The sequence below is a fragment of the Buchnera aphidicola (Brachycaudus tragopogonis) genome, assembly GCF_964059175.1.
Lineage (GTDB): Bacteria > Pseudomonadota > Gammaproteobacteria > Enterobacterales > Enterobacteriaceae > Buchnera > Buchnera aphidicola_BM.
The window spans coordinates 616,602-643,003 of the sequence record NZ_OZ060418.1 but is presented as its reverse complement, the minus strand read 5'-3'; the positions used below and the strand labels follow the sequence as shown (position 1 = coordinate 643,003).

Sequence of the window (26,402 nt, the reverse complement as noted above, 5' to 3'; positions counted from 1 at the left end):
TTAGTGATTTTCATACGGATAACTTTTTTATATGTTATAATTTTAAGGTAAATTGAACAAAAAATAGCTAATAATAAAAATTCTAATTGCATTCAATATGAAAATTTGTAAAAGATTTGCATTTTAATTAAAAAAATTAATACATATACAACATATAAAGAGAATAAAATGTTCAAAATTTTTAAAAAAAAAATCGTGATTTTTGTTATATTTTTTATTGTATTAAGTTCTTTGCTATTGTACTTCTTCTGGAAGAATTCTTTTACTACAAATACAAATAATTTAAATGCATTTAAATATGAAGAAATCATACAAGAAATAAACAAAAATACACTCAAAAATCTTAATTCTGCTGAAAATTTTATTATTAAAAATCAAAATACATACGGTACTTTTACCGCTATGATTTTAGCAAAAAAATATATTTTAAAAGACAATTTTGAGAGAGCTATTATTCAACTAAACAATAGCTTAAAATATACAAAAGAAGAAAATTTAAAAAATATTTTAAAAATAAGAATTGCTAAAATAAAAATACAAAAAAAAGAATACACACAAGCACTTGACATACTTCAAACCATAAAAAACCAAAACTGGTCGAATATAATTGAAAATTTAAAAGGTGACATTTTTTTTGAAAAGAATGATAAAAAAATGGCTTTAAAGCACTGGAAAAAAAGCTTTTTTCTTGAAAATTCTAATGCATCTAAAGAAATTATTAATATGAAAATTAACGAATTGAAATAAAATAAATGCAAAATATAAAATATAGCATTATTCCTTTAACTCTCATATTGAAAGTCAAGTTTATTTAACAAAAGAGTATATATACTTAAAATGAAACCTATTATTGTATTAATCGGCCGGACTAATGTAGGAAAATCTACTTTATTTAATTGTTTAACAAAAAGCAGAAATGCATTAGTAGCTAATAATCCTGGCGTTACCAGAGATAGACAGTATGGATACTGTAAAATAGAACCATTAAAAGAAAAAATAATTTTAATTGATACTGCAGGTTTAGATATAAATTCAAATGAAATAGAAAAAAAAGCATACAAACAAACACTAATAGCTATAAAAGAATCACATTTAATTTTATTTGTAGTAGATGCTCGTGATGGATTAATGTTACAAGAATTTGAAATATCTAAAAAAATAAGAGAATTTCAAAAAAAAACAATTCTTGTTATTAATAAAATAGATGGTATAAAAGACATTTTTAAAATTAATGAATTTTATGCATTAGGATTTGAAAAAATACAGAATATTTCTGCTAGTCATAATCAAGGAATTAATAGTCTTATTAAAAAATATTTCATTCCCTGGATTAATTTAGAATTTAAAAAAGAAATCGAAACGCAATTAAATCATGAAGATTCTGAAATAGAAAAATTAGAAACAAAAATAGCTGTTATAGGTCGACCTAACGTTGGAAAATCCACTTTAATAAATAGTATTTTAAAAGAAGAAAGAATGATTACATGCAATATACCAGGCACAACATTAGATAGTATTTCAATACCTATTCAATACAACAATAAAAATTATATTTTAATTGATACTGCAGGAGCATCTAAAAAAAGTAAAAATATAAATAATTTTGAAAAATTTTCAATAATTAAAACATTACAAACTATTGAAAAATCGAATGTTATTTTACTAATAATAGATGCAAGTAATAAAATATGCAATCAAGATTTGTTGTTATCTGATTTTATTCTACAGTCAGGAAAGGGAATTGTTATAGTTATAAATAAATGGGATCTGTTAAATAATTTAGAAAAAAAAGAATTAAAAGAAATCATCAAAAATAAATTAAAATTTCTTTTTTTTTCTAGAATACATTTTATATCAGCATTATATTGCACAGGAATATTTGAATTATTTCAATCTATTCACGAAGCAAACAAAGACTCTAAAATAAAAATTAGTACTTCAATACTAACAAAAACCATGCATATGGCAATTAAAAAGCATCAACCACCAATAATTAAAGGACGTCGAATAAAATTAAAATATGCACATTTAGGAAGTTCTAGCCCTCCTAAAATTATTATACATGGTAATCAAGTTACGTACTTATCTTTACCTTATAAAAGATATTTAATAAATTTTTTTTATAATACATTAAAAATAAAAGGAACACCTATTAAAATAGAATTTAAAAATAATATAAATCCTTATATTAAAAAATAAAAATTAACTTTCTGTAATATAATTTACATTATATAAGGGTATTTCTACTTCAATATCAACATTTCCAATAATCGCTTGGCAACTTAAACGACTTTCAGACTCAAGACCCCAAGCTTTATCTAAAATATCTTCTTCTTTTTCAGTCCAACCTGAAAGAGAAAAAAAACCTTTTCTTATAATACAATGACATGTACTACAAGCACATGATTTTTCACATGCATGTTCTAATCTAACATTGTTTCTTAATGCTACATTTAATATAGTTTCTCCTTCTTTAGATTCAAATTGAGCACCTTGAGGTAATATAATTTTATGTGGTAAAAATATAATTTTAGGCATTATTTAATTTCCTTTAAAATATTTTTATTTAAAAGAAAACTTAAATTTTCTTTAAGTTGTAATGAAAAAAAATTTTTAGTAACATCTTCTAACTTTTTCATATTCATTTTTATAGAAAAAAAATCATTTTCATGAATTGATTTTTCTAATTTCTTTTTTTGCGATTTTATTTTTTTTAATTCTTCTTCTGAAACTAACATCTTATCATTTTTTAAAGCAGAATTTAAAATATCTAAAATACGGATTGCTTCCATTTTTTTTTCTGTTTTTACTCTAAAAAAATAATCTTTTTTAGCATATTCTAATGATTCTTCAATTATTTCAGAAACGTTTATATTTTTTAATATAATATTATTATCAATTTGAATAAATTTTTCTTTATTAGTATTCTTATCTAATACTTTTACGTTAATTAACCCATCAGCATCAACTTCAAATGTAACTAAAATACGAGTTACACCTGCTTTTTGAGGTTTAATATTTTTTAAAACAAAACGAGATAATGAAATACAATCTTTTACTAATTCTCTTTCACCTTGTAAGACATGTATAACAATAGAAGTTTGATTATCTTTATAAGTTGTGAATTCCTTAGTTTTTGAAATAGGAATTGCAGTATTTCTTGATATAATTTTTTCAACAAATCCACCCATAACTTCAATGCCTAACGAAAGAGGCATAACATCCAACAATATTGTTTTATTTTTTACGTGATCGTTTATTAACATGTTTGCTTGCATTGCAGCGCCAATTGCTACAACTTGATCCGGATTAATAGAATTTAAAGGCAATTTTTTGAAAAATGTTGAAACTTCTTGATAAACTAATGGCACACGAGTTGAACCCCCAACCATTATAACTTCTTCAATCTCTTCTATTGATAAATCCGTTTCTTTAAGAAGTTGAGAGCAAATAAATAAAGTTTTTTTAACTAAATCACATATAATTATATTAAATTCATTACGAGTAATACAACCCTTCCAGTTAAAAAATTGAATTTCAACTTTATCATATATAGTTAATTTTATTTTAGTTTCTTTTGCAATTTGAAGTAACACAGATTGAAAAAAATCATTGCATTTATCTTTTATATTGGATTTTTTAAAAATATAACTAGCTAAAGCATAATCAAAATCATCACCTCCTAAATTAGAATCTCCACTAGTAGCTAAAACTTCAAAAATTTCTTTATTTAATTTTAATATAGATACATCAAAAGTTCCGCCTCCTAAATCATAAACGATAATAATGCCTTTCTTTTTTGTTTTTAATCCATATGCAATAGCTGCAGCCGTAGGTTCATTTAATAATCTTATTAAATTGATTTTTGCTAAAAGAGCTGCTTTTTTAGTAGCTTGTTTTTGAATATTATTGAAATATGCTGGAACAGTAATAATACTTGCATTTACTTCTCGATTAAATAAAAAAAGAGCTCTTTTTTTTAAACATTTTAATATTTCACTACAAACTTCAACAGGAGTTATAAGACCAGATTTTGTATGAAATAAAATAGTATTATTTTTTTCTCTTTCTATAATATTTGGTAAAATAGGAAAATTTTTTTTAATAAAATCTATAGAACGACCTAATAAACGTTTTACAGAAGTAATAGTATTTGTAGGATCTTTAGTAATATATTCTAAAGCATTCCATCCCACTAATACCGTATTTTTTTTATAATATACAATTGATGGTAATAAATAACGATTTTTTTCGTCTAACAATAAAATATTTTTTTTTTGTTTTACAGTAGCGGCTAAAGAATAAGTAGTGCCGAGATCAATACCTAAAAATAATTTTTCATTATCATTTTTATTTATAAAAACCATGTACTATGCCTTAATTTATATATGTTCTGATAAAATTTTTATTCTTTTTTTAAATGAATTTTTATTTTTTTAAAAAATAATAATTTTGCTATAACTTGCATTACTTTTTCATAATTCTTGTTTTTAAATTCCATATCAATAATAATTTCATAGTTATCAATTTTTTTTTCTATTTTTTTTAAAAAAATATCTATTTTTTTTTCATTACGATTATTCTTTAAATATTCTAATTCTTCATATAAAGAAAAATATTTTATTAAAAAATTATGATTCTTTAATAAAATAGTTTCTTTGCTAACTTTAAATCCGTTTAAAAATAATAAATATATTGCTCTGCTTAAAGAATCTTTTAAAGTTTTATAACCTTTGTTAATTTCTATTGATTTATTTAAAATTATTTTCTTTTTCGAAAGAGAGTCATTTATAAATAAATCAGGATGAAATTGTAATTGTAATTTATAAAAATTTTTAGTAAGTATTTTTTTATTAATGTTAAATTTTTCAGGTATGTTAAACAATTTAAAGTAATTCATTTATCACCTGTACTAAATCAAATATCAAAAATTCTATTGAATGTTGAAAGAATAATTTCTTTCAACACTACAAATTAAATTATTTTTTTTTATTTTTATAATCAGCAATAGCTGCTTTAATAGCATCTTCTGCTAAAATAGAACAATGAATTTTAACTGGTGGCAGCTCCAATTCTTCTACTATAGTGGTGTTTTTAATTGATTCAGCTTCACTGATAGATTTACCCTTTACCCATTCAGTCACTAACGAACTAGATGCAATAGCAGAACCACAACCGTATGTTTTAAAGCAAGCATCTTCAATAATGCCTTTATTGTTTACTTTAATTTGTAATTTCATAACATCACCACAAGCAGGCGCACCAACTAATCCGCTGCCTACATTAACATCAGAATTAGAAAAAGATCCAACATTGCGAGGATTTTCATAATGATCCATTACTTTTTTACTATAAGCCATATTTTAATTACCTTTAAATTAATTAATATATTTATTAACTATGATCCCATTCTATACTATTTAAATCAACTCCTGCCTTAAACATTTCCCATAACGGTGAAAGATCACGTAATTTATCAATGGCTTGATGAACTAATTTAACTGTATATTTAATTTCTTCTTCCGTAGTAAAACGACCAATTGAAAAACGGATGGAACTATGAGCTAATTCGTCTTTTATTCCTAAAGCTTTTAAAACATAAGAAGGTTCTAAACTAGCTGAAGTACAAGCAGAACCAGAAGAAATAGCTAAATCTTTAAGAGCCATAATTAAAGATTCACCTTCAATATAGTTAAAACTAACATTTAAAATATGAGGTACACCTTGTTTTAAATCACTATTCAAGTATACTTCTTCAATATCTTTAATGCCATTCCAAAGTAAATTTCTTAATTTTGTAGTATGATGAAAATCATTATGTATTTTATTTTTAGCTAATATAAATGCTTGCCCCATTCCTACAATTTGGTGTACGGGTAAAGTCCCTGATCTCATTCCTCTTTCATGTCCGCCACCATGGATTGAAGGTAATAAACGAATACGTGGTTTTCGACGTACATACAAACCTCCAATTCCCTTCGGACCATAAACTTTATGAGCAGAAAAAGACATTAAATCTACAGATAATATTTTTAAATTAATGGGAATTTTACCCACACTTTGAGTTGCATCTACATGAAAAAAAATACCATTATTTCGACAAATTTTTGATATATTATCAATATCTTGTATAATACCGATTTCATTATTTACATGCATTATAGAAACAAGTACAGTGTCTTTTGTAATATTTTTTTTTAAATCGTTTAAATCAATAATACCATTATTTTTAGGAGTGAGATAAGTTAAATGAAAACCTTTACTTTCAAGATACCTACAAGCATCTAAAACAGATTTATGTTCAGTTTTACTAGTAATAATATGTTTGCCTTTTTTTTCATGAAAAAAAGCTATCCCCTTTATAGCTAAATTATTTGATTCAGTTGCACCAGAAGTAAAAATAATTTCACGAGAATCTGCTCCAATTAATTCAGATATTTGATTACGTGCAATATCCACAGCTTCTTCTGCATTCCATCCAAATTTATGAGAGCGAGAGGCTGAATTTCCAAATATTCCATCTATCGTGAGATAATTCATCATTTTTTTTGCAACTTTATAATCTACAGGTGTTGTTGCTGCATAATCTAAATAAATTGGAGTTTTCATAATAAATTTTACCTTAAAAAATATTCTAATACATAAAACGTATATTCTATCATTTTAAAAAGTTTTATATCTAAAAATTATAAAAATATGTAAAATACATGCTAGACTTTTATTCTTATTAAGAATATAATAATCTTTAAAGATTGAAGATATCATTAGGGGTGTAGTTCAATCCGGTAGAGCATCGGTCTCCAAAACCGAAAGTTGTAGGTTCAAATCCTTCCACCCCTGCCAAAATTTCACTAATTGACATTTTTTTATGTTTATCAAAATAAAAAAATTAATCAATATCAATATTATATCAAAACATCATTATTCCTTCTTTATTTTAATAAATTTCTCAAAAAAAAATATATTTTATATTAATGAATTTTTTTACTTTTTAATAAAAAAATTTGGTTAATACATAATATAATTTTTTTTAAAACATTATTTTTCGGAGTAATTTTAAATGCCTAAATACCGTTCTTTTACAACCACACATGGTAGAAATATGTCTGGAGCTAGAGCTTTGTGGCGAGCTACAGGTATGACTGATGAAGATTTTAAAAAACCAATTATTGCAGTAGTAAATTCTTTTTCTCAATTTGTTCCAGGACATATTCATTTGCAAGAAGTCGGAAAACTAATTGCTAAAAAAATTCAAAAATTAGGAGCTGTTGCAAAAGAATTTAACACAATAGCAATTGATGATGGAATAGCTATGGGTCATAGCGGAATGTTATATTCGCTGCCTTCACGTGAATTAATTGCAGATTCTATTGAATATGTAATCAATGCACATTGCGCTGATGCGATGATTTGCATTTCTAATTGTGATAAAATTACTCCAGGTATGTTAATGGCATCATTACGCTTAAATATACCATCAGTTTTTGTTTCAGGTGGGCCAATGGAAGCAGGTAAAATAGAAACAAATAAAAAAGTCATAAAAATTGATTTAGTCGATGCTATTATTCAAGGAGGAAATCCTAAACAATCAGAAGATCTTATTAAAGATATTGAACTTTCTGCTTGTCCTACATGCGGATCCTGTTCAGGTATGTTTACTGCTAATTCTATGAATTGCTTAACTGAAGTTATGGGTTTATCTTTACCTGGAAATGGTACATTATTGGCAACTCATGTAGATCGTAAAGAATTATTTATAAAATCAGCTAAAACTATAGTAAATATTACTAAAGAATATTATAAAAAAAATAATAAAAAAATTTTACCTAGAAGCATTGTTAATAAAGAAGCTTTCGAAAATGCTATGATACTAGATATTGCAATGGGAGGTTCAACTAACACTATTTTACATTTATTAGCAGCAGCTCAAGAAGCTGAAGTTGATTTTAAAATGTCTGATATTAACAAATTGTCTAAAAAAGTACCACATATTTGTAAAGTTGCACCTAGTACTTCGCTATATCATGTAGAAGATGTGCATCGTGCTGGCGGTGTAATGGGTATTTTAGGAGAATTAAATCGTATTAACTTATTAAATAAAAATACTAGGAACATATTAAAACTTGATTTAGAAGAAACATTAAATGAATATGACATTTTAGTTACAAAAAATCCTGATATAATTAAAATGTTTCAAGCAGGACCTGGGGGAATACGCACAACACAACCATACTCTCAAAATTTTAGATGGACAGAATTAGATAAAGATCGAGAAAATGGTTGTATTAGATCTTCTAAATATGCTTATAGTAAAGATGGAGGATTGGCAGTTTTATATGGAAACATAGCAAAACATGGATGTATAATTAAAACAGCTGGAGTAAATAAAAACAATTATATTTTTTCTGGAACTGCTGTTGTATATAATAGTCAAGAAGAAGCTGTAAACGGTATTCTAAACGGTCAAGTAATTGCAGGAAATGTTGTTGTAATTCGTTACGAAGGGCCTAAAGGTGGGCCAGGCATGCAAGAAATGTTATATCCTACTACATATTTGAAATCTATGAATTTAGATAAAACATGCGCATTAATTACTGATGGTAGATTTTCAGGTGGTACTTCAGGGCTTTCTATAGGACATATTTCGCCAGAAGCAGCGAATCAAGGTGTAATTGCTTTAGTAAAAAATGGTGATGTAATTAATATCAATATTTTTGAAAGAAGTATTCATTTGAATATTACAGAACAAGAATTATCTAATCGTATTTTACAAGAAGAATCAAAAAAATCTTTATCTTATAAACCTTACAATCGAAAAAGACATATCTCTTCTGCATTAAAAACATATGCATTTTTTGCAACAAGTGCTGATCAAGGTGCAGTAAGAGATAAAAATAAATTGTCTAATTTTTAAAACTATAAGGATGTTTTATTATGAATTATTTTAACACATTAAATTTTAATCAAAAAATTAATCAAATAAAAAAATGTCGTTTTATGCAAAAAGAAGAGTTTAATAAAAAAAATGAAATTTTAAAAAATAAAAACATAGTTATTGTTGGTTGTGGAGCTCAAGGTTTGAACCAAGGTTTGAATATGAGAGATTCGGGATTAAATATTTCTTATGCACTTAAAAAAAATAGTATTTTAAATAAAAATCAATCTTGGATCAATGCAACTAAAAATAACTTTATAGTAGATACTTATGAAAAACTTATACCAAATGCTGACTTGGTGATTAATTTAACTCCTGATAAACAACATAGTAATGTTGTAAAAGAATTACAAACCTTAATGAAAAAGAATTCTTGTTTAGGTTATTCACATGGTTTTAACATTGTAGAAATTGGAGAAAAAATTAGAAAAGATATTACTGTAATTATGGTTGCTCCAAAATGTCCAGGAACAGAAGTACGCGAAGAATATAAAAGAGGATTTGGTGTTCCTACATTAATTGCAGTACATTATGAAAACGACCCTAAAAAAATAGGTATAGAAATAGCAAAAGCATGGGCTTTTTCTACTGGAGGACATCGTGCAGGTGTTTTAGAATCATCATTTGTAGCTGAAGTAAAATCTGATTTAATGGGTGAACAAACAATTTTATGTGGTATGCTTCAAACAGCTTCAATAATATGTTATGAAAAATTAATTCAAGAAAAATATAATCCAGATTACGCTGGAAAATTAATACAATGCGGATGGGAAACTATCACAGAATCTCTTAAACATGGTGGAATTACTTTAATGATGGATCGACTATCAAATTCATCAAAAATAAGAGCTCATTATTTATCTAAAGTTATCAAAAAAATATTATCATCATTATTTCAAAAACATATGGATGATATTATATCAGGTAAATTTTCTGCAGACATGATTCAAGATTGGAAAAATAAAGATAAAAATTTGTTAAATTGGAGAAATCAAAATAAAAATACCGCGTTTGAACAAGCACCTTTTTATAAAGGTAAAATATCAGAACAAGAATATTATGATCATGGTATATTAATGATAGCAATATTAAAAGCTGGTATCGAATTAGCTTTTGAGAAAATGGTAGACACAGGTATTATAGAAGAATCTGCTTACTATGAATCATTACATGAATTACCACTAATCGCTAATACAATTGCAAGAAAAAAATTATATGAAATGAATATGGTGATTTCAGATACAGCTGAATATGGCAGTTATCTTTTTTCTGAATCTGCATATCCTATTTTAAAAGATTTTATTAAAAATCTTGAGAAAAGTGATCTGGGTTGTTCGCTTGCCAGAAATGTAGTAGACAATCTAGAACTACATAAAACAAATGAAAGTATTCGTAATCATCCAATAGAAATTATTGGGCGTAAACTAAGATCCTACATGACAAAAATGAAAACAATAACAGTAGCACAGTAAAAATACTGATTATTTAAAAAAATAAATCATACATTTCATTCATTAAACATTGTTGATATTTTTATGTCTCTTAACTATGCTCAAAAAAAAGCTATTGAATTTATTAATGGTCCCTGTTTAATATTAGCAGGGGCTGGTTCTGGTAAAACAAAAGTTATTATTAATAAAATAATTTATTTGATTAATCATTGTAAATATAAAGCAGATAATATTACAGCTGTAACTTTTACTAATAAATCAGCTTGCGAAATGAAAATGCGTCTTTCAAAATATTTAAATGTTTTAGAAATAAAAAAAATGATTATTTCAACCTTTCATTCATTAGGATTGGAAATTATTAAAAAAGAAATTAATTCATTGCAATTTAATAAAAATTTTACTCTTTTTGATGAAAAAGATCAAATAATGTTATTAAAAAAAATATGCAAAAAAGATACAAAAAATGATATTAGATCATTGAAAAAAATAAATTTTATGATTTCTAATTGGAAAAATAAATTTTACACTCCCTTGCAAGCTGAATCATCAGCACAGTCGGAGTTTGAAAAAAAAATCGCATATGTTTATAAAATATACAATGATTATCTTCACGAATCTAATATATTAGATTTTGATGATTTAATTTGTATACCTACTTTATTATTAAAAAAAAATCAAAAAATAAAAAATTATTGGCAAAAAAAAATTTCTTATCTATTAGTAGATGAATATCAAGATACAAATAATAGTCAATATGAATTTATAAAAATGCTTACTAAAAATGATTCTAATTTTACATTGGTTGGAGATGATGACCAATCTATTTATTCTTGGCGAGGAGCAAATCCTCAGAATATTTTTTTATTAAAAAAAGATTTTCCGAATTTAAAAGTGATAAAAATGGAGCATAATTATCGCTCTTCAGGAAGAATATTAAAAGTTGCAAATAGCCTCATTGCTAATAACATACATCTTTTAAAAAAAAAATTATTTTCTAATTTAGAATATGGAGACTTGGTAAGAGTTATAATAGGTGAAGATGAAGAAAATGAAGCAGAAAAAATAGCTCAAAAAATTATACATCAATATTCTACAAAAAAATCAAAATATCAAGATTATGCTATTTTATATCGAGGAAATTATCAATCTAGAATTCTTGAAAAAGTTTTAATAAAAAAGAATATACCATATAATATTTCAGAAAATTCATCATTTTTTTCTCGCCCTGAAATTAAAGATTTATTAAGTTATTTACGTATTATAATTAATCCAGATGATGATTATGCTTTTATGAGAATAATAAATGTTCCTTCTCGAAAAATAGGGTTAATTACATTAAATAAATTAGAAAAGTTTGCAAGTAAAGAAAAAAAAAGTCTTTTTCAAGTAAGTAGTAATATAAAAAACAAAAATTTTTTAACAGAAAACACAAAAAATAAAATACATAAATTTATTTTTTGGATAAAGAAAATTATTCAGTTATCTTATTTAGAACCATCTAATATTTTAGATAAGATTATTAACGATATTGAATATGAAGTATGGTTGTCAAAAATTTTAAAAGAGCCTAATCAAATTAAAAAAAGTGTCAATAATATCCATACTTTATCACAATGGATTAAAACTATGCTTGAAGGAAATGCATTTGAAAAACCTATGGCTTTGTCAGAAATTGTTGCACAAATGACACTACGTGATATATCTAATAAACATGTTAAAGAAAATCAACAAGATCGAGTACAACTGATGACATTACATGCTTCTAAAGGACTAGAATTTCCATCAGTATTCATGATCGGTATGGCTGAAGGTATTTTGCCTAATCATAAAAGTATTAATAATGATAATATAGAAGAGGAAAGAAGATTAACTTATGTCGGAATAACTCGAGCAAAAAAACAGTTGTTTTTAACTTATTGTTCTAAGCGTATTCAATATGGTCAAATTTTATATATGTCACCTAGTAGATTTTTATTTGAATTACCAGAGGAAGATTTACTATGGAATAGAAATATTTCTTCAGAAAAGTTCTTACAAAATACACAAAAAAACACACTAACAATATATCGTTTACAAAAAATTTTGAAAAAATATAAAAATGTAAAAAATTAAAATATTTTTTTCAATTTTAGTTTTAAAAAAGTCTTTAAAATGATACTATTATTCTATATACTTTTAAATTATAAAAATTTAAATTTTATTTATTTCAAACTTCCTTAATATTGAGTAAATGTATAAAAAATGAATAAAATAATCGAACTAACAGATAAAAATTTTCAAGAAATAGTCTTAAATAAAACAGGTTTTATGCTAGTTGATTTTTGGGCTCCATGGTGTAATCCTTGTAAAATTTTAGCGCCTATTTTAGAAGAAATTTCAAAAGAATATCACAATAGTATTATTTTTGGAAAATTAAATATTGAAGAAAATCCCAATACTGCTCCCATATATTCTATTAGAAGCATTCCTACATTATTATTATTTAAGAATGGACAAGTGCTTTCGACTAAAGTTGGTGCACTTTCTAAATTACAACTTAAAGAATTTTTAGATGAACACATTAACTAATATTATTTAAAATAGTTAATCAAAAAAATGTTAAAAATTCAATTTCATTTAAAATTTATTAATAAATATCAGTAAATTTTAATATTATGTCATAATTTTTATTTCGAGATTTACCCCGATTTTACTAAGAACCCACCATTATGAATCTTACCGCACTTAAAAATATGCCAGTTTCTGAATTAATTACTCTTGGTGAAAAAATGGGGTTGGAAAATTTAGCGCGTATGCGTAAACAAGATATTATTTTTGCCATCCTAAAACAACATGCAAAAAGCGGAGAAGATATATTTGGAGACGGAGTTTTAGAAATACTACAAGATGGATTTGGTTTTCTACGTTCTGCTGATAGTTCTTATTTAGCTGGTCCTGATGACATTTATGTTTCACCGAGTCAAATACGTAGGTTCAATTTACGTACTGGTGATACTATTTCTGGAAAAATAAGACCGCCAAAAGAAGGTGAAAGATATTTCGCTTTACTAAAAGTAAATGAGGTAAACTACGATAAACCTGAAAATGCAAGAAGTAAAATATTATTTGAAAATTTAACACCATTACATGCCAATTCGAGATTAAGAATGGAACGTGGAAACGGATCCACTGAGGATCTAACAGCAAGAGTATTAGATTTAGCATCTCCTATTGGACGAGGTCAACGTGGTTTAATTGTAGCTCCTCCAAAAGCTGGAAAAACAATATTACTTCAAAATATTGCACAAAGTATTGCTTATAATCATCCAGACTGTGTGTTAATGGTTTTGTTAATTGATGAACGACCAGAAGAAGTCACGGAAATGCAAAGATTAGTTAAAGGCGAGGTTGTTGCTTCTACTTTTGATGAACCTGCATCAAGACATGTTCAAGTAGCTGAAATGGTTATTGAAAAAGCAAAAAGACTTGTAGAACATAAAAAAGATGTTATTATTTTGCTTGATTCAATTACCCGTTTAGCTCGAGCTTATAACACAGTAGTACCAGCATCTGGAAAAGTTTTAACTGGAGGTGTTGATGCTAATGCTTTACATAGACCTAAACGATTTTTTGGTGCTGCACGAAATGTAGAAGAAGGAGGTAGTTTAACTATTATTGCTACTGCATTAGTTGATACCGGTTCAAAAATGGATGAAGTTATTTATGAAGAATTTAAAGGAACAGGTAACATGGAACTTCCATTATCTAGAAAAATAGCAGAAAAACGTGTATTTCCAGCAATTGATTATAATCGTTCCGGAACTAGAAAAGAAGAGTTATTGACTTTGCCAGAAGAGCTTCAAAAAATGTGGATTTTAAGAAAAATTATTCATCCTATGAGTGAAATAGATGCAATGGAATTTTTATTAAACAAATTGTCTATGACCAAAACTAATGATGAGTTTTTTGATATGATGAAACGTTCATAAATATTAAAGAGCTATAAATTTATATATAAATAAAACTTATTTTATATACATAAAATATTGTTATATGCATTCCCTTATTTTTTATCTAATTTTTTTTTGTAAAAAAAGCTGGACAATAAAGATTATTCACTTTAAAATCTAATTTTATTTTATATAGATGAGCGCTCGTAGCTCATTTGGATAGAGCACTACCTTCCGAAGGTAGAGGTGTCAGGTTCAAATCCTGTCGAGCGCATTTTTTTTATAAAACATTTTTAACTGGTGGCTATAGCTCAGTTGGTAGAGCTCTGGATTGTGATTCCAGCGGTCATGGGTTCAAATCCCATTAGCCACCCCAAAAAAAATTAAAAATTCGGCGAATAGCGCAGCTTGGTAGCGCAACTGGTTTGGGACCAGTAGGTCAGAGGTTCAAATCCTCTTTCGCCGACCAAAAGAAAAAAAAATATTTTTTTTTAAATATTCAAATTTAATTGTTTTTAATAAAGATTTATTATCAGCACGTTTAGATATTATAATATTTTTCCATCCTAAATCTTTTGCTATATTTGACAATCTTTTACTTACTACAAAAACTTGACATTGAAATAACCACTTTTTCTGATCTATATCAGAAATAATATTTTTTAATTGATATAAAATTTCACCACTTGTTGCTACTAAAGTATCTATTTTATATAAACGCCATTTTTTTCCTTCTGTCATACCATCTAAATTTTTTAAAACTCTTTTATAACATTCTATAACACAAATTTTAAATCCCTCTTTTTTTAAATTATTTTCTATAAATTCTCGTCCATTTTCTCCTTTTAATAAAACTATTTGATCATTTTTTAAAATATCCCTATATAAAATTTTTAACAAATTTTCACTGTTTTCCTTTTTAGGAAAAATAATTTTTTTTTAACATATTTGTAAAGAAAAGCAGCAGTACTTTCTCCAATAGCATAATATTTTGCATGTAATGGCCATTGCAAATTATATTTTTTTAAATATAAATTTGTATAAAAAATAGATTTTTTTGAAAAAACAAGGATTACATTAGATTGATATAGTGTATTAATTTTTTGTGATAAGCTTATTAAGCTCGTACTAGGAAAAAAATCAAATAAAGAAAAATGAAAAGAAGATATTCCTATTTCATTAAGATTTTTTACTAATTCTTCTCCTGTAGGTGAAGGACGCATGACTAGTATTTTCATATACAATAAGATTGTTTTATATGAAGGTCATTTAAAATTTTTTGCGCACCATTGCTAAGTAATTCATCAGCAAGTGAATATCCCATTTTTTCTCCTGTATTATAATAACCTATCCTTTCCCCTTTTAATATTATTTTTCCATTAGGTGAGCCTATCAGTCCTCTTAACCAAATTTTGTTTTTTTTTAGAATAGCATAGCTTCCAATAGGAATTTGACATCCCGATTCTAACTTTCTACAAAAAGCACGTTCTGCATTAATTTCAATAAAAGTATTTATATGATTAAGACGAGATAAAAAAAATAATACTTTTTTATCATGTAATCTAGATTGAATTCCAATTGCACCTTGACCACAAGAAGGAAGAGACAGTTCAGCTGGTATAATTTGAGTTATACGATGTTTTAAGCTTAATCTATTTAACCCTTCAGTAGCAAGAATGATCGCATCATACTTGCCTTCATCTAACTTAGCTATTCTTGTTTCTACATTGCCCCTTACAGGGGAAATAATTAAATCTGGTCTATAAGTAATTAATTGACATTGTCTTCTTAAACTAGATGTTCCAACTATTGCACCTGGAGGTAATTGATTAATAGATTGATAATGATTAGATACTAGTGTATCTAAAGCATTTCCTCTTTTACATATACTAACTAAACATAGTTCTTTTGTAATATTAACTGGAAGATCTTTCATAGAATGAATGGCAATATCTGCTTTATTTTCAAGAAGTGCAAGTTCTAATTCTTTTATAAATAATCCCTTTCCTCCAATTTTTGAAAGAGATTTTTTTAAAATATTATCTCCATGAGTAACGATAGGTACTAATTTTATATTTAAATCTGGATATAAAGACAGTATTTTTTTTTGAACATATTCTGTTTGTTGCAATGCTAAAGGACTTTTTCTAGTAGCAATTCTTAATGTTTTATTTTGCATATTACTATTTATTTTAATATAGATATATTTTTTATATATTTTAATTTTAAAAAAGATACAAAACCTTATCATATTTTTTTATTTTTATATAAAATTTTTTTGTATTTTATTAAAATTATTTTTTATAAAAAATAATATTTTTATTTGATTGAATAGAACACGAATATTCTAATATTTCCCAAAAATCTTTATTACTACGATTACAAATCCATTTATTTTCTTTATAATTAAAATGATATCCATTTACTGTTGTAGCTAACCATATTTGTTGCAATGATTCCTGTTTATTAATAATAATAACACTTTTATTTGCAAAAGTAATAGTCATAACATAATCTTGGATTTCGTAATCAATATCAATATTATTAGAATAGAAATTTAAATTATCTTCAATTTTTAAAAATAACTCGTCTATTAATATATAAAAATTGTTGACATTTTTTTTTAGAATTATTTTTCGTTTCATAAGGATAACCATTTTTTTAATTTTTTTGAAATAAGTTTAAAATATAAAAAAACTTTTTGTATCATTAAAAAATCATTTTATTTTTACAAAAAATATTAAATTATTTATAGGTGATAATATGTTTTCATATGGTAATTACAAAAAAAAAATTTATTTTTCTAAAATGCATGGTTTAAGTAATGATTTTATGATTGTAGATTGTCTTAATCAGACATTTAATCCATCATCTGAAATGATAAAAGAATTATCTAATCGATATACTGGCATTGGTTTTGATCAGTTATTACTTGTAGATAAGTCATATGATTCTTTGTTTGACTTTAATTATCGAATTTTTAATTCTAATGGAAATGAAGTTGAACAATGTGGAAATGGTGCTCGATGTTTTGGCCTTTTTCTTTTATTAAAAAAATTAACTAATAAAAAAACTATTTCCGTTAGTACTAAAAAACGACATTTATTTATTCATTTTATAGAAAAAAACATGATTAAAGTTAATATGGAAGAACCAGATTTTAAACTAGATAATATAGAGTTGTCAAAAAATATTTTATGTAAAAATTTTTCAGTGAATATTTTAAATGATAGTTTAAAATGCAGTATAGTATCTACTGGAAATCCGCATTGTGTTATTCAAGTACAAAACATTAAAACAGCTCCTGTAAACCTTATTAGTCAAGCTATAGAAAACAACTCAATTTTTTTACAGGGCGTAAATATAGGTTTTATGGAAATCGTTAATAAAAATCATATTAAATTAAGGGTTTATGAACGTGATGTAGGTGAAACACAGTCATGTGGAACTGGTGCCTGCGCTGCAGTTGCAGTTGGCATTGTAAAAAATTTACTTTTCAACAATGTTGAAGTAGATTTACCAGGTGGAAAATTATTTATAGAATGGAAAGGTTTTGGAAATCCTCTTTATATGATAGGACCTGCACAACATGTTTATGATGGATATATATATATCTAAAATTTTTTATTCAAAAAGGAGTTATATTTTGACATTTTTAAAAAAAACAAAAAAGAAATTAGAAAAAAAAGAATACATAAAAAAAAATACAAAAAAATTTAATCAAGTTTTTATAGCTCTTTTTTCAGGTGGTTTTTCTACTTTTTCTATCTTGTATTGTGTACAATCAATTTTACCGATATTTTCTAAACAATTTTATTTAACTCCCGCAGAAAGTAGTTTTTCTCTTTCTGCTGCAACTGGCATGATGGCTGTAGGAATGATTTTTACTGGACCGTTATCTGATGTTATTGGCAGAAAGTCTATCATGTCCGTCTCTTTATTTATAGCTGCAATATTAACAATAATATGTTCAACGATGACCAGCTGGACTGCTATTGTTTTATTACGAGCGTTAACTGGTTTGGCATTAAGCGGTGTTGTTGCTGTTGCTATGACATATATTAGCGAAGAAATACATCCTAATTCTTTATCTTTTTGTATGGGGCTATATATTAGTGGAAATACTATAGGTGGATGTTCTGGAAGATTAATGAGTAGTATTTTATCTGAAAAATTTTCATGGAATATTGCGTTAATGATAATTGGAATAATTTCTTTAATATCCTCTTGTTTTTTTTTATATTTCTTACCTCAATCTAAAAATTTTTATTCTGTTTCTATTAATTTTTCTCAATTTTTAAATCGTTTTTATCTACAATTAAAGAATCCAGCATTATTTGTACTTTTTGTAATAGGTTTTATATTAATGGGAAGCTTTGTTACTATTTTTAATTATATTGGTTATCGATTAATATTAAAACCATTTTTTTTATGCCAATCTAGTATAGGATTGTTATCTATTATCTATTTGACAGGAGTATATAGTTCTCCTAAAGCTGGTATATTAATTAATAAATATCATCGTAATGATATTCTTTTTATATCATTACTTTTGATGGTAACAGGTATCTTTATTACACAATTTGATCAATTATTAATAATAATTTTAGGTTTAATCATATTTTCTGGTGGTTTTTTTGCATCGCATTCTATTGCCAGTAGTTGGGTTGGTTCTTATACAAAAATTGCTAAAGTTCAAGCTACATCTTTATATTTATTTTTTTATTATTTAGGTTCTAGTGTATTTGGCACATTTGGTGGATTTTTTTGGTACCATTTTAAATGGTCTGGAATTTCAATTTTTATTTTAATCATGTTATTTTTAGGTATTTTTCTATCTTATAAATTAAAAAAAAATAACATTTGATAATAAATTTTTTATGTTTTTACATAAAAATATTATTATAAATAATTTGATATAAATAATATTCATATTTTACTTTCCTCAAACATAGTTTCTCACAGATAATAAGCTTAATTCAATTCATCAAAATGGCTTAAAGATTATGCTATATTTATTTTCTTATTCTGATTTGAATCATAGTTTATTTATTTTTTTAGCTTTATTTTTTGTTTTATTTTATGAAGCTATTAATGGTTTTCATGATACAGCCAATGCAGTATCTACTTTAATTTATACGCGAGCAATGTCTGCAAATATTGCAGTTATAATGTCTGGTGTATTTAATTTTTTAGGTGTTTTACTTGGAGGTTTAACTGTTGCTTATGCTATTGTGCATTTATTACCAAATGATTTATTATTAAATACAACTTCAAAAAACGCTCTAGCTATGGTTTTTTCCATGCTATTAGCAGCAATACTATGGAATTTATTTACTTGGTATTTCTGTTTGCCTGCATCTAGTTCACATTCCCTTATCGGAGCAATTATTGGAATAGGTCTAACTAACGCAATGGTTACTGGTGCATCTTTAGTAAATGCATTAAATGTTCCAAAAATGACAAACGTGTTTTTATCTCTTATTTTTTCTCCTATTGTTGGATTAATAGTAGCTGGAACTTTAATTTTTTTATTACGATTTTATTTGAAAAATAATAAAATGTTTTTTCGTATTCATATGACACCATTAGAACGTGAAAAAATAGATGGAAAAAAAAATCCGCCATTATTAATACGAACAGCATTAATTTTATCGTCTATTGGAGTGAGTTATGCCCATGGTGCAAACGATGGTCAAAAAGGGATTGGATTAATAATGTTAGTCTTAATAGGAATTATACCGTCTTCTTTTTTAGTTAATTTAAATGCTAATAAATATGAAATTATTTGTACAAAAAACACAATTAATAATTTAGAAAAATACTATTTAAAATATGATAAAAATACTTTGAAAAAAATAGACAATAAAAATATTGTTAATGATTTAAATATTCATTATTCCTATTCTAATATTATAAAAAACATTCAACAATCTAAATTGTTACTAGAAAATACTTCAGATTACAATACATTAAATATTAAGAAAAGATTTGAATTACGTCACTTTTTGTTATGTATTTCTGAGATAATTGAGCAAACTATCAATACTTCTGAAATTAATTCTGAAGATAAATATTTTTTGATTAAAAGTAAAAAAGATATACTACAAACTATTGAGTATGCACCAATGTGGATTATATTAATTGTTGCTTTATCTTTATCAATAGGGACAATGATAGGATGGAAGAGAATTGTTATTACTATTGGTGAAAAAATAGGTAAAAAAAGAATGACATATGCTCAAGCTATGTCTGCTCAAATAACAGCTTCTTTATCTATTGGAATAGCAAGTTATACAGGTATACCAGTTTCCACTACTCATATTCTTTCATCTTCTGTAGCAGGTACAATGCTAATAGATGGTGATGGAATTCAAATTAAGACTATTAAAAATATTGCTTTAGCATGGATATTAACTTTACCAGTGTCAATTTTTTTATCTAGTTTTTTATATTGGATTGCATTATTTTTAATATAAGTATTAATTTTAGTAAAATTATTAATAATATTTTTTTCAATAGGGGTACGTGTAAAAAATATGTACTCCTGTTTTTTTTATTTAAAAAGTATTATAGATATCGAAACGATGCTTTTTCCCTAATACAATAAAACTTAGTTTGTCTTGAGATAAAGATTTTGCATAACAAGGACGTTTTACAACTACTCTTTTTTTCGCTTTTTTTTGAGCAAGATTTAATAATTCTTCAGCATCTTCGTCTTGTCCTATTAAATTTCTAAAAATTTGCATATTTTTTTTTGGCAAAGATTTTTTTTTATTTAAAGGATACATAGGGTCTAAATAAATGACATCTGGTTGTATAAAAGGTGTGTTCAATATATTAAAACTATCATTTAAAATTAAATGTAATCTTTTTTTTAACCAGTTCCCTATTTTTTTATCTTGATAACCTCTTTGTAAACCGTCTTGTAATAAAGCAGCAATTATTGGATGACGTTCTATCATAATTACTTGACATCCAAGAAAAGCAAGTATAAAAGCATCGTTTCCTAATCCTGCAGTTGCATCTAAAACAATAGGAAAATAAGATTTTTTTATTCCTACAGCTTTATATAAAATTTCATTTTTTTTTCTAAAAAAATTACATCTATAATTATTTTTTTTTGAAGTGAAATCAACTTTTATAGATTTTTGTTCAATATTGTTTCGATCATATAATTCCAAAGAATTAGAATTAATTATTAAACCTATTGAACAATGTTCATCATGTTTTAAATCAAGTACATTAATTAAATTACATATTCTTTGATTATAGTATTTAAATGACAAGTATACTTTCATATTTTTTTCTTTTTTTTTTAAATTAATAATTGACTTTTGAAGAAATTTAATTAAAATATAATTTGGTAATTTTTTATATATTTAATGTAAATAATGTATTAAAAATAATTTTTTGAAGTTTCATATAAAAAATTCACATTATTAATTTTTTTATATAGATTCAATTTACATTTATATAAAAATTTATTCAATTAAAAATAGTAAATTAAAAAAGGACAAAAATTATGTCATCTAATTTCTTAATTACTTCAATAGATCCGACAAATAAAAAATCTAGAAATAAAATAGATTTTGATCCTAAAATTCTTGAAAAAATATTCAACAAACAGCAAGAAATTAAAAAAAATAAAAATTTTGAAGTATTCCAAGATAAAAAACATTCAACAAATTTAGAAAAAACATATTATGAAGATTCTTTAATTTTATTAAAAATTTTAGAACAAAATGCTCAAGACAACATACTTAAGAAATATAATATAAAAGATAATTTTTTTTTAGAAAAAGATTCACAAAAAATAATTAATGATAATAAAAAAAGTTATATCGTTCAAGATATGTTGATGAAAAAAAAATTCTAAATAATTTCTCTCCATATTTTTTTAATAAAAAATTCTTTGATTTTGATATTTTAAAGATTACTGAAGATATTCTTGAGACAATAAAAAACACTGTTGTCACAACTTATGAAACTGTAAAAACAGAAACTATAGATTTATTTAATGGAAAAACTATTAAAAAACTATTTTTTCAAGATGTAAAATCAGACTCTAATCAAGAGTCAATTGAATCTTTAAAAAAAAATATTGAAGACCTTAAAAAAACTATCGAATCATCAAAAATTTTTATAAAAGCCATCATTGATAAAATTCGTTCTCAAGGCAAAATAAAAATTATTAATCAATTAAATAATAATCCAACACATCCTGAATATCAAAGTTCATTTCCTGATCTTCTCAATGCTCCAGCTAAAACTCACGATAATAAAAATAATTTCTATTCTACGACAAGATTCGATGAGAATTTTGATTTAGAAGGAAGAAAAAATATTTTAAAGATAGATAAAACTTTTAAAGAAAGAATGAATAAAAGTGTTCAAGAATCTTATTATAATAACTTTGTTAATCATGATTTATGGCAAGTTTCAGATCAATTGAATTCTTTAGAAAATATTTCATTTACAATTAAAAATTTTCAAAAACATTATGAAAATTTAAAATTATCTAATGAATTAGATAATCAGTTTATGAATGATTCTCATCCATTTCTTTTTATTATAAATGACAATTTTATTAATTTAAATAATAGAACACAAATGATTCAAGATTTTCAAAAAATCATACCAGAATCTAATTTTCAAAAATTAATTTCTACATATGCGAATCAAAAATTTTTATATCAATCTTATCTTCAATTAGTTTCTGAAAATCCAGAAATTAATGAATATCAAATCAAAAACTCTAGAAATATTTATAAAATAGATCAACTAGATGATGGTTCGATTAAATTAGTTGCCACTAATTTATCTGATTTAGATATAAAAAATAATAATAATATTGCAAAATATAAATCTTTTGGAATACGTGCAACTGTTGTTATCCCTCTAAAAGATGCACCAGTCATGAAATATTCGCATTTTTTGAAAAAATAAATGTTATATTTTTTATATAAAATAAATAAGTAAATATATAATTTTTTTTATCTATACAATAGAGTGTATGATTACACTCTATTGTCTTATATAAAAACATATTACTTTATAGAAACATTTTTAAGTTTTTTTAATAATGCAAAATGTACTTCTTTTGGAAGATATGGTTTTGTATTACCTTTATATTTTGCTATTTCTTTAACAAAAGAAGAAGATATAAAAGAGACTTCTTTAGAAGATAGTAAGAAAATACTATCTAAATCTGGATAAATTTGTTTATTGATAGCTGCTAATTTTATTTCATAATCAAAATCAAATATTGTGCGTACTCCTCTAATTAAAACATTAGTCTTTTCTTTTTTTGCTAGATTAGCTAATAAATCATTAAATCCAAGTATTTTTTTTACGTTTTTAAGATGTAATGTAGCTATTCGAGTTAATTCGATTCGTTCTTTTAAATTAAAAATAGGTTTTTTTTTCAAATTATTAGAAATTGCAATAGTTATACTATCAAATATTTTTGTTGCACGTGTTATAATATCTAAATGTCCATATGTAATAGGATCAAATGTACCGGGATATATTGCAGTTTTATTCATCATTTATTCTATTTTTTCACTAGTTTATTTAAATCTTATTTTTAAATATATAACTTTTTTATTAGATAAAATCTTATGTTTTTCATTGTTTAATAATAAATTTTTTAAAGAAAATTGATATGAACTTAAAAAATATTTGGAAACCTAGTGCTTCAATTAAAAACTTAATAAAAAGATCAAAAATAATTTCTAATATTCGTTTATTTTTTTTAGAACGTAATATTCTAGAAGTAGAAACACCTGTTTTATCTCGTTCAACAGTTACTGATGTGAATTTAGTACCTTTTAAAACAGATTATTTTTCATTAAATCATGTTGATAAGTTGACATTATGGTTAATGACTAGTCCAGAATATCATATGAAACGTTTATTAGCAGCAGAAAGTGGACCTATATATCAAATTTGTCATAGTTTTAGGAACGAAGAATTAGGTAAATATCATAATCCAGAATTTACTATTTTAGAATGGTATCAACCATTTTATTCTATAACTAAATTAATGAGAGAGATCAATGATTTGCTTCAAAAAGTTTTAAAATATCCAAAATCAGATAAAATTTCATATCAAAATGTATTTATAAAATTTTTTAAAATAGATCCTTTAGATACTAGCTTGATAGAATTAAAAAAATTATCTAAAAAATTAAAATTAGATCATTTAACCCATTTAGAACAGGATTTAAACAAATTAATACAATTATTATTTACATTACATATAGAACCTAATCTTGGTAAAAAAAAACCTTTATTTGTCTATCATTTTCCTGCAGAACAAGCATCTCTTGCTGCAATTAATGTAAAAGATTCTCGTATTTCAGAAAGATTTGAATTATTTTTTAAAGGAATAGAATTAGGAAATGGTTTTTATGAACTAACAGATGTTAATGAACAGAAGAATCGTTTTTTAAAAGATAATAAAAATCGAATCGCTATGAATCTACCTGTTCGGAAAATAGATGATTATTTTTTGAAGGCTTTATCTTATGGATTACCTCCGTGTTCCGGTGTGGCAATAGGTTTAGATCGACTGATCATGCTTGCTTTAGATCAAAACAACATTAACGAAGTAATATCTTTTCCGCTAGATCGTTGTTGAATTTGATGAAATAATTTACCAATAACTTTCCATTGTTATATTACCTTTTTTACAACGTAAATGTTTTTTCATATTTCTATTATTTTTAAGATATAAATATGTATCTTTTACCATAAAAGGATTTCCACATAACATGACATGCGAAGTTTCAGGATTTATTGATAAACCAATTTTTTTTTCTAGTATTTTACTATTTATCAAAAAAGGAATTCTACCAGTTAAAGAATTTTTATTTTCCTCTCGACTAATAACAGTTTGTATTTTTAATTTTCCATTGTACTTTTGAGAAAGGCTTTTCATAAGAGGAAGATAATTTAATTCATTTTGATATCGTACTGCATGTATTAGTACAATATTATTAAATCTATCAAGATTTTTACCTTCTTTTAAAATAGAACAATATGGACCTATAGCAGTTCCTGTAGCAAACATCCATAAAGTTTCAGAATCAGGTATTTCATCTATAGTAAAAAAACCAAATGATTTTTTTTTAATAAAAACATTGTCACCATCTTGAAGATGGTATAATAAATTACTTAATTTTCCATCTAAAACACGAACAATATAAATTTCTAAATTTTTATCGCTAGGAGCATTAACATATGAGTATGCTCTTTGAATTTTTTTTCGAAAAATATCAGTATTATTATCATATAGAGCTAATTTAGTAAACTGTCCTGCATGAAACGGTTCAATAGGGGCTCTTAAAATAAGACTAAATAAGTTTTTATTCGTCCATTTCTTTATTTTTATAACATCTGCATTAATCCAAGAATTCATTTTTTATTATTCTCAATAATAGTAATATTTTCAGATCATTGTACTCATATAAAAATAAGTACAATGATTTTTTTTAATAAGAATGGTGATATGTTTGTAACATTATTTTTTATTTTATTTTTTATCAATTTTTTTAGTATCGTTTGGTATATTAATAGAGATTTTTTTAGGTTTTTCTTCTTCTGGAATATTGCATTCAAAATGTAGTTTTAACAAGCCTAAATTTAACTCTGCTTTTTTTACCTTAATTTTATGATCTAAATTAAAGTTTAGAGAAAAATTATTAAATATTATTCCTTTATGCAACCATTTACTAATTTCTTTTTTGTCATTGTTAATATTTTCTTTTTGGTTTTCTTTTCTTCCTTGAATAGATAATTGATTATTATGTACAGATATATCTAATTCTTTTTCTTCATATCCAGGAATATTGAGTGTTAATTCATATTCTACTTCATTTATTTGATAAAGATTATATGCTGGTGTATCAGATATAGGTTTTTCTCCTGTTAACGTACTAAACATTTTGTCTATTTGATTGAATCTATTTGAAAAAATATCATGATCATTAAAATTTGGAATGAATGAAAGAGAGCGATAAGACATAAAAATACTCCTCTTAATTATATTTAATTATAAAAAGATTGAATTTTTAAGTAACT

26 protein-coding genes and 4 tRNA genes are annotated in these 26,402 nt (G+C 24.8%); 17 read left to right on the top strand and 13 right to left on the bottom strand.

Features of this window, described 5'->3' with window-relative positions:
* Nucleotides 1-168 precede the first annotated feature (168 nt).
* Nucleotides 169-747: a YfgM family protein gene (locus tag AB4W64_RS03130; protein WP_367678022.1), complete on the top strand. Its 579-nt coding sequence runs from the start codon at nt 169-171 to the stop codon at nt 745-747.
* A gap of 90 nt (nt 748-837) precedes the next feature.
* Nucleotides 838-2,199 carry a ribosome biogenesis GTPase Der gene (der, locus tag AB4W64_RS03125; protein ID WP_367678021.1) on the top strand — a complete coding sequence of 454 codons (1,362 nt, stop codon included), beginning with the start codon at nt 838-840 and terminating at the stop codon, nt 2,197-2,199.
* 3 nt (nt 2,200-2,202) lie between these two features.
* Here the strand turns inward: der and fdx are convergent, their stop codons facing one another.
* The 5 genes from fdx to AB4W64_RS03100 form a co-directional block, all read right to left on the bottom strand.
* Nucleotides 2,203-2,538, bottom strand: a complete 336-nt coding sequence (fdx, locus tag AB4W64_RS03120; RefSeq protein WP_367678020.1) for an ISC system 2Fe-2S type ferredoxin — start codon at nt 2,536-2,538, stop codon at nt 2,203-2,205.
* Nucleotides 2,538-4,367, bottom strand: a complete 1,830-nt coding sequence (hscA, locus tag AB4W64_RS03115; RefSeq protein WP_367678019.1) for a Fe-S protein assembly chaperone HscA — start codon at nt 4,365-4,367, stop codon at nt 2,538-2,540. Before hscA ends, fdx begins: the two co-directional genes overlap by 1 nt.
* A 38-nt stretch (nt 4,368-4,405) precedes the next feature.
* Nucleotides 4,406-4,900: a Fe-S protein assembly co-chaperone HscB gene (gene hscB / locus AB4W64_RS03110; RefSeq protein WP_367678018.1), complete on the bottom strand. Its 495-nt coding sequence runs from the start codon at nt 4,898-4,900 to the stop codon at nt 4,406-4,408.
* A 79-nt stretch (nt 4,901-4,979) separates the two neighbouring features.
* Nucleotides 4,980-5,360: a Fe-S cluster assembly scaffold IscU gene (iscU, locus tag AB4W64_RS03105; RefSeq protein ID WP_367678017.1), complete on the bottom strand. Its 381-nt coding sequence runs from the start codon at nt 5,358-5,360 to the stop codon at nt 4,980-4,982.
* 34 nt (nt 5,361-5,394) lie between these two features.
* A complete protein-coding gene (locus AB4W64_RS03100; protein ID WP_367678016.1) occupies nt 5,395-6,609 on the bottom strand; it encodes an IscS subfamily cysteine desulfurase in 1,215 nt (404 codons plus the stop codon).
* A 157-nt stretch (nt 6,610-6,766) separates the two neighbouring features.
* Here AB4W64_RS03100 and AB4W64_RS03095 point away from each other — a divergent pair.
* The 9 genes from AB4W64_RS03095 to AB4W64_RS03055 all read left to right on the top strand — a co-directional run bounded on the left by AB4W64_RS03095 (nt 6,767) and on the right by AB4W64_RS03055 (nt 14,784).
* Nucleotides 6,767-6,843, top strand: a tRNA-Trp gene (locus AB4W64_RS03095).
* A 217-nt stretch (nt 6,844-7,060) separates the two neighbouring features.
* Nucleotides 7,061-8,914 (top strand): dihydroxy-acid dehydratase, encoded by a 1,854-nt coding sequence (gene ilvD / locus AB4W64_RS03090; protein ID WP_367678015.1) that lies wholly within the window; start codon nt 7,061-7,063, stop codon nt 8,912-8,914.
* 17 nt (nt 8,915-8,931) lie between these two features.
* A complete protein-coding gene (gene ilvC / locus AB4W64_RS03085; RefSeq protein ID WP_367678307.1) occupies nt 8,932-10,407 on the top strand; it encodes a ketol-acid reductoisomerase in 1,476 nt (491 codons plus the stop codon).
* Between the two features lie 63 nt (nt 10,408-10,470).
* Entirely contained in the window at nt 10,471-12,498 is a 2,028-nt protein-coding gene (rep, locus tag AB4W64_RS03080; RefSeq protein WP_367678014.1) for a DNA helicase Rep, read from the top strand.
* 129 nt (nt 12,499-12,627) lie between these two features.
* Nucleotides 12,628-12,954, top strand: coding sequence for a thioredoxin TrxA (gene trxA, locus AB4W64_RS03075; protein WP_367678013.1), 327 nt, complete (start codon nt 12,628-12,630; stop codon nt 12,952-12,954).
* Nucleotides 12,955-13,094: 140 nt separating this feature from the next.
* The gene (rho, locus tag AB4W64_RS03070; protein WP_367678012.1) at nt 13,095-14,354 is read left to right on the top strand and encodes a transcription termination factor Rho; all 1,260 of its coding nucleotides are present in this window, start codon (nt 13,095-13,097) and stop codon (nt 14,352-14,354) included.
* Between the two features lie 161 nt (nt 14,355-14,515).
* A tRNA-Arg gene (locus AB4W64_RS03065) sits at nt 14,516-14,589 on the top strand.
* 26 nt (nt 14,590-14,615) lie between these two features.
* A tRNA-His gene (locus AB4W64_RS03060) sits at nt 14,616-14,691 on the top strand.
* A 16-nt stretch (nt 14,692-14,707) separates the two neighbouring features.
* Nucleotides 14,708-14,784: transfer RNA gene (locus AB4W64_RS03055), tRNA-Pro, on the top strand.
* Here AB4W64_RS03055 and AB4W64_RS03050 read toward each other — a convergent pair.
* The 4 genes from AB4W64_RS03050 to cyaY all read right to left on the bottom strand — a co-directional run bounded on the left by AB4W64_RS03050 (nt 14,763) and on the right by cyaY (nt 16,960).
* Nucleotides 14,763-15,215, bottom strand: coding sequence for a uroporphyrinogen-III synthase (locus AB4W64_RS03050; RefSeq protein WP_367678011.1), 453 nt, complete (start codon nt 15,213-15,215; stop codon nt 14,763-14,765). The two genes, AB4W64_RS03055 and AB4W64_RS03050, sit on opposite strands and share 22 nt — an antisense overlap.
* Entirely contained in the window at nt 15,209-15,553 is a 345-nt protein-coding gene (locus AB4W64_RS03045; RefSeq protein WP_367678010.1) for a uroporphyrinogen-III synthase, read from the bottom strand. The genes AB4W64_RS03050 and AB4W64_RS03045 overlap by 7 nt, the downstream gene beginning before the upstream one ends.
* On the bottom strand, nt 15,550-16,494 hold the full coding sequence (gene hemC / locus AB4W64_RS03040) for a hydroxymethylbilane synthase (protein ID WP_367678009.1): 945 nt from the start codon (nt 16,492-16,494) through the stop codon (nt 15,550-15,552). Before hemC ends, AB4W64_RS03045 begins: the two co-directional genes overlap by 4 nt.
* Nucleotides 16,495-16,609: 115 nt before the next feature.
* On the bottom strand, nt 16,610-16,960 hold the full coding sequence (gene cyaY, locus AB4W64_RS03035) for an iron donor protein CyaY (protein ID WP_367678008.1): 351 nt from the start codon (nt 16,958-16,960) through the stop codon (nt 16,610-16,612).
* Between the two features lie 148 nt (nt 16,961-17,108).
* Between cyaY and dapF the strand changes: the two genes are divergently transcribed.
* The 3 genes from dapF (at nt 17,109) to AB4W64_RS03020 (ending at nt 20,794) form a co-directional block, all read left to right on the top strand.
* A complete protein-coding gene (dapF, locus tag AB4W64_RS03030; protein WP_367678306.1) occupies nt 17,109-17,933 on the top strand; it encodes a diaminopimelate epimerase in 825 nt (274 codons plus the stop codon).
* Between the two features lie 28 nt (nt 17,934-17,961).
* Nucleotides 17,962-19,182, top strand: a complete 1,221-nt coding sequence (locus tag AB4W64_RS03025; RefSeq protein ID WP_367678007.1) for an MFS transporter — start codon at nt 17,962-17,964, stop codon at nt 19,180-19,182.
* A gap of 139 nt (nt 19,183-19,321) precedes the next feature.
* Nucleotides 19,322-20,794 carry an inorganic phosphate transporter gene (locus AB4W64_RS03020; protein ID WP_367678006.1) on the top strand — a complete coding sequence of 491 codons (1,473 nt, stop codon included), beginning with the start codon at nt 19,322-19,324 and terminating at the stop codon, nt 20,792-20,794.
* A gap of 81 nt (nt 20,795-20,875) precedes the next feature.
* Here AB4W64_RS03020 and AB4W64_RS03015 read toward each other — a convergent pair whose 3' ends face one another.
* On the bottom strand, nt 20,876-21,616 hold the full coding sequence (locus tag AB4W64_RS03015) for a class I SAM-dependent methyltransferase (RefSeq protein WP_367678005.1): 741 nt from the start codon (nt 21,614-21,616) through the stop codon (nt 20,876-20,878).
* Between the two features lie 224 nt (nt 21,617-21,840).
* Here AB4W64_RS03015 and AB4W64_RS03010 point away from each other — a divergent pair, with 224 nt between their 5' ends.
* Entirely contained in the window at nt 21,841-22,194 is a 354-nt protein-coding gene (locus AB4W64_RS03010; RefSeq protein ID WP_367678004.1) for a hypothetical protein, read from the top strand.
* A 500-nt stretch (nt 22,195-22,694) separates the two neighbouring features.
* Nucleotides 22,695-23,264: a hypothetical protein gene (locus tag AB4W64_RS03005; RefSeq protein WP_367678003.1), complete on the top strand. Its 570-nt coding sequence runs from the start codon at nt 22,695-22,697 to the stop codon at nt 23,262-23,264.
* Between the two features lie 101 nt (nt 23,265-23,365).
* Here AB4W64_RS03005 and coaD read toward each other — a convergent pair whose 3' ends face one another.
* Nucleotides 23,366-23,863 carry a pantetheine-phosphate adenylyltransferase gene (coaD, locus tag AB4W64_RS03000; RefSeq protein WP_367678002.1) on the bottom strand — a complete coding sequence of 166 codons (498 nt, stop codon included), beginning with the start codon at nt 23,861-23,863 and terminating at the stop codon, nt 23,366-23,368.
* A 119-nt stretch (nt 23,864-23,982) separates the two neighbouring features.
* Here coaD and epmA point away from each other — a divergent pair, with 119 nt between their 5' ends.
* A complete protein-coding gene (gene epmA, locus AB4W64_RS02995) occupies nt 23,983-24,960 on the top strand; it encodes an elongation factor P--(R)-beta-lysine ligase (protein ID WP_367678001.1) in 978 nt (325 codons plus the stop codon).
* 15 nt (nt 24,961-24,975) lie between these two features.
* Here the strand turns inward: epmA and AB4W64_RS02990 are convergent, their stop codons facing one another.
* Nucleotides 24,976-25,740, bottom strand: coding sequence for a ferredoxin--NADP(+) reductase (locus AB4W64_RS02990; protein ID WP_367678000.1), 765 nt, complete (start codon nt 25,738-25,740; stop codon nt 24,976-24,978).
* Between the two features lie 114 nt (nt 25,741-25,854).
* Entirely contained in the window at nt 25,855-26,346 is a 492-nt protein-coding gene (locus tag AB4W64_RS02985; RefSeq protein WP_367677999.1) for an Hsp20 family protein, read from the bottom strand.
* Between the last annotated feature and the right edge of the window lie 56 nt (nt 26,347-26,402).

Coding starts and splice junctions, on each gene's coding strand:
- hscB (WP_367678018.1), bottom strand. CDS start 4,900: ATGAATTACTTTAAATTGTTTAACATACCTGAAAAATTTAACATTAAT.
- rep (WP_367678014.1), top strand. CDS start 10,471: ATGTCTCTTAACTATGCTCAAAAAAAAGCTATTGAATTTATTAATGGT.
- AB4W64_RS03010 (WP_367678004.1), top strand. CDS start 21,841: ATGTCATCTAATTTCTTAATTACTTCAATAGATCCGACAAATAAAAAA.
- ilvD (WP_367678015.1), top strand. CDS start 7,061: ATGCCTAAATACCGTTCTTTTACAACCACACATGGTAGAAATATGTCT.
- hscA (WP_367678019.1), bottom strand. CDS start 4,367: ATGGTTTTTATAAATAAAAATGATAATGAAAAATTATTTTTAGGTATT.
- rho (WP_367678012.1), top strand. CDS start 13,095: ATGAATCTTACCGCACTTAAAAATATGCCAGTTTCTGAATTAATTACT.
- AB4W64_RS03015 (WP_367678005.1), bottom strand. CDS start 21,616: ATGAAAGTATACTTGTCATTTAAATACTATAATCAAAGAATATGTAAT.
- AB4W64_RS03130 (WP_367678022.1), top strand. CDS start 169: ATGTTCAAAATTTTTAAAAAAAAAATCGTGATTTTTGTTATATTTTTT.
- der (WP_367678021.1), top strand. CDS start 838: ATGAAACCTATTATTGTATTAATCGGCCGGACTAATGTAGGAAAATCT.
- fdx (WP_367678020.1), bottom strand. CDS start 2,538: ATGCCTAAAATTATATTTTTACCACATAAAATTATATTACCTCAAGGT.
- AB4W64_RS03005 (WP_367678003.1), top strand. CDS start 22,695: ATGAATAAAAGTGTTCAAGAATCTTATTATAATAACTTTGTTAATCAT.
- AB4W64_RS02985 (WP_367677999.1), bottom strand. CDS start 26,346: ATGTCTTATCGCTCTCTTTCATTCATTCCAAATTTTAATGATCATGAT.
- epmA (WP_367678001.1), top strand. CDS start 23,983: ATGAACTTAAAAAATATTTGGAAACCTAGTGCTTCAATTAAAAACTTA.
- iscU (WP_367678017.1), bottom strand. CDS start 5,360: ATGGCTTATAGTAAAAAAGTAATGGATCATTATGAAAATCCTCGCAAT.
- trxA (WP_367678013.1), top strand. CDS start 12,628: ATGAATAAAATAATCGAACTAACAGATAAAAATTTTCAAGAAATAGTC.
- AB4W64_RS03045 (WP_367678010.1), bottom strand. CDS start 15,553: ATGAAAATACTAGTCATGCGTCCTTCACCTACAGGAGAAGAATTAGTA.
- AB4W64_RS02990 (WP_367678000.1), bottom strand. CDS start 25,740: ATGAATTCTTGGATTAATGCAGATGTTATAAAAATAAAGAAATGGACG.
- AB4W64_RS03100 (WP_367678016.1), bottom strand. CDS start 6,609: ATGAAAACTCCAATTTATTTAGATTATGCAGCAACAACACCTGTAGAT.
- coaD (WP_367678002.1), bottom strand. CDS start 23,863: ATGAATAAAACTGCAATATATCCCGGTACATTTGATCCTATTACATAT.
- cyaY (WP_367678008.1), bottom strand. CDS start 16,960: ATGAAACGAAAAATAATTCTAAAAAAAAATGTCAACAATTTTTATATA.
- AB4W64_RS03020 (WP_367678006.1), top strand. CDS start 19,322: ATGCTATATTTATTTTCTTATTCTGATTTGAATCATAGTTTATTTATT.
- hemC (WP_367678009.1), bottom strand. CDS start 16,494: ATGCAAAATAAAACATTAAGAATTGCTACTAGAAAAAGTCCTTTAGCA.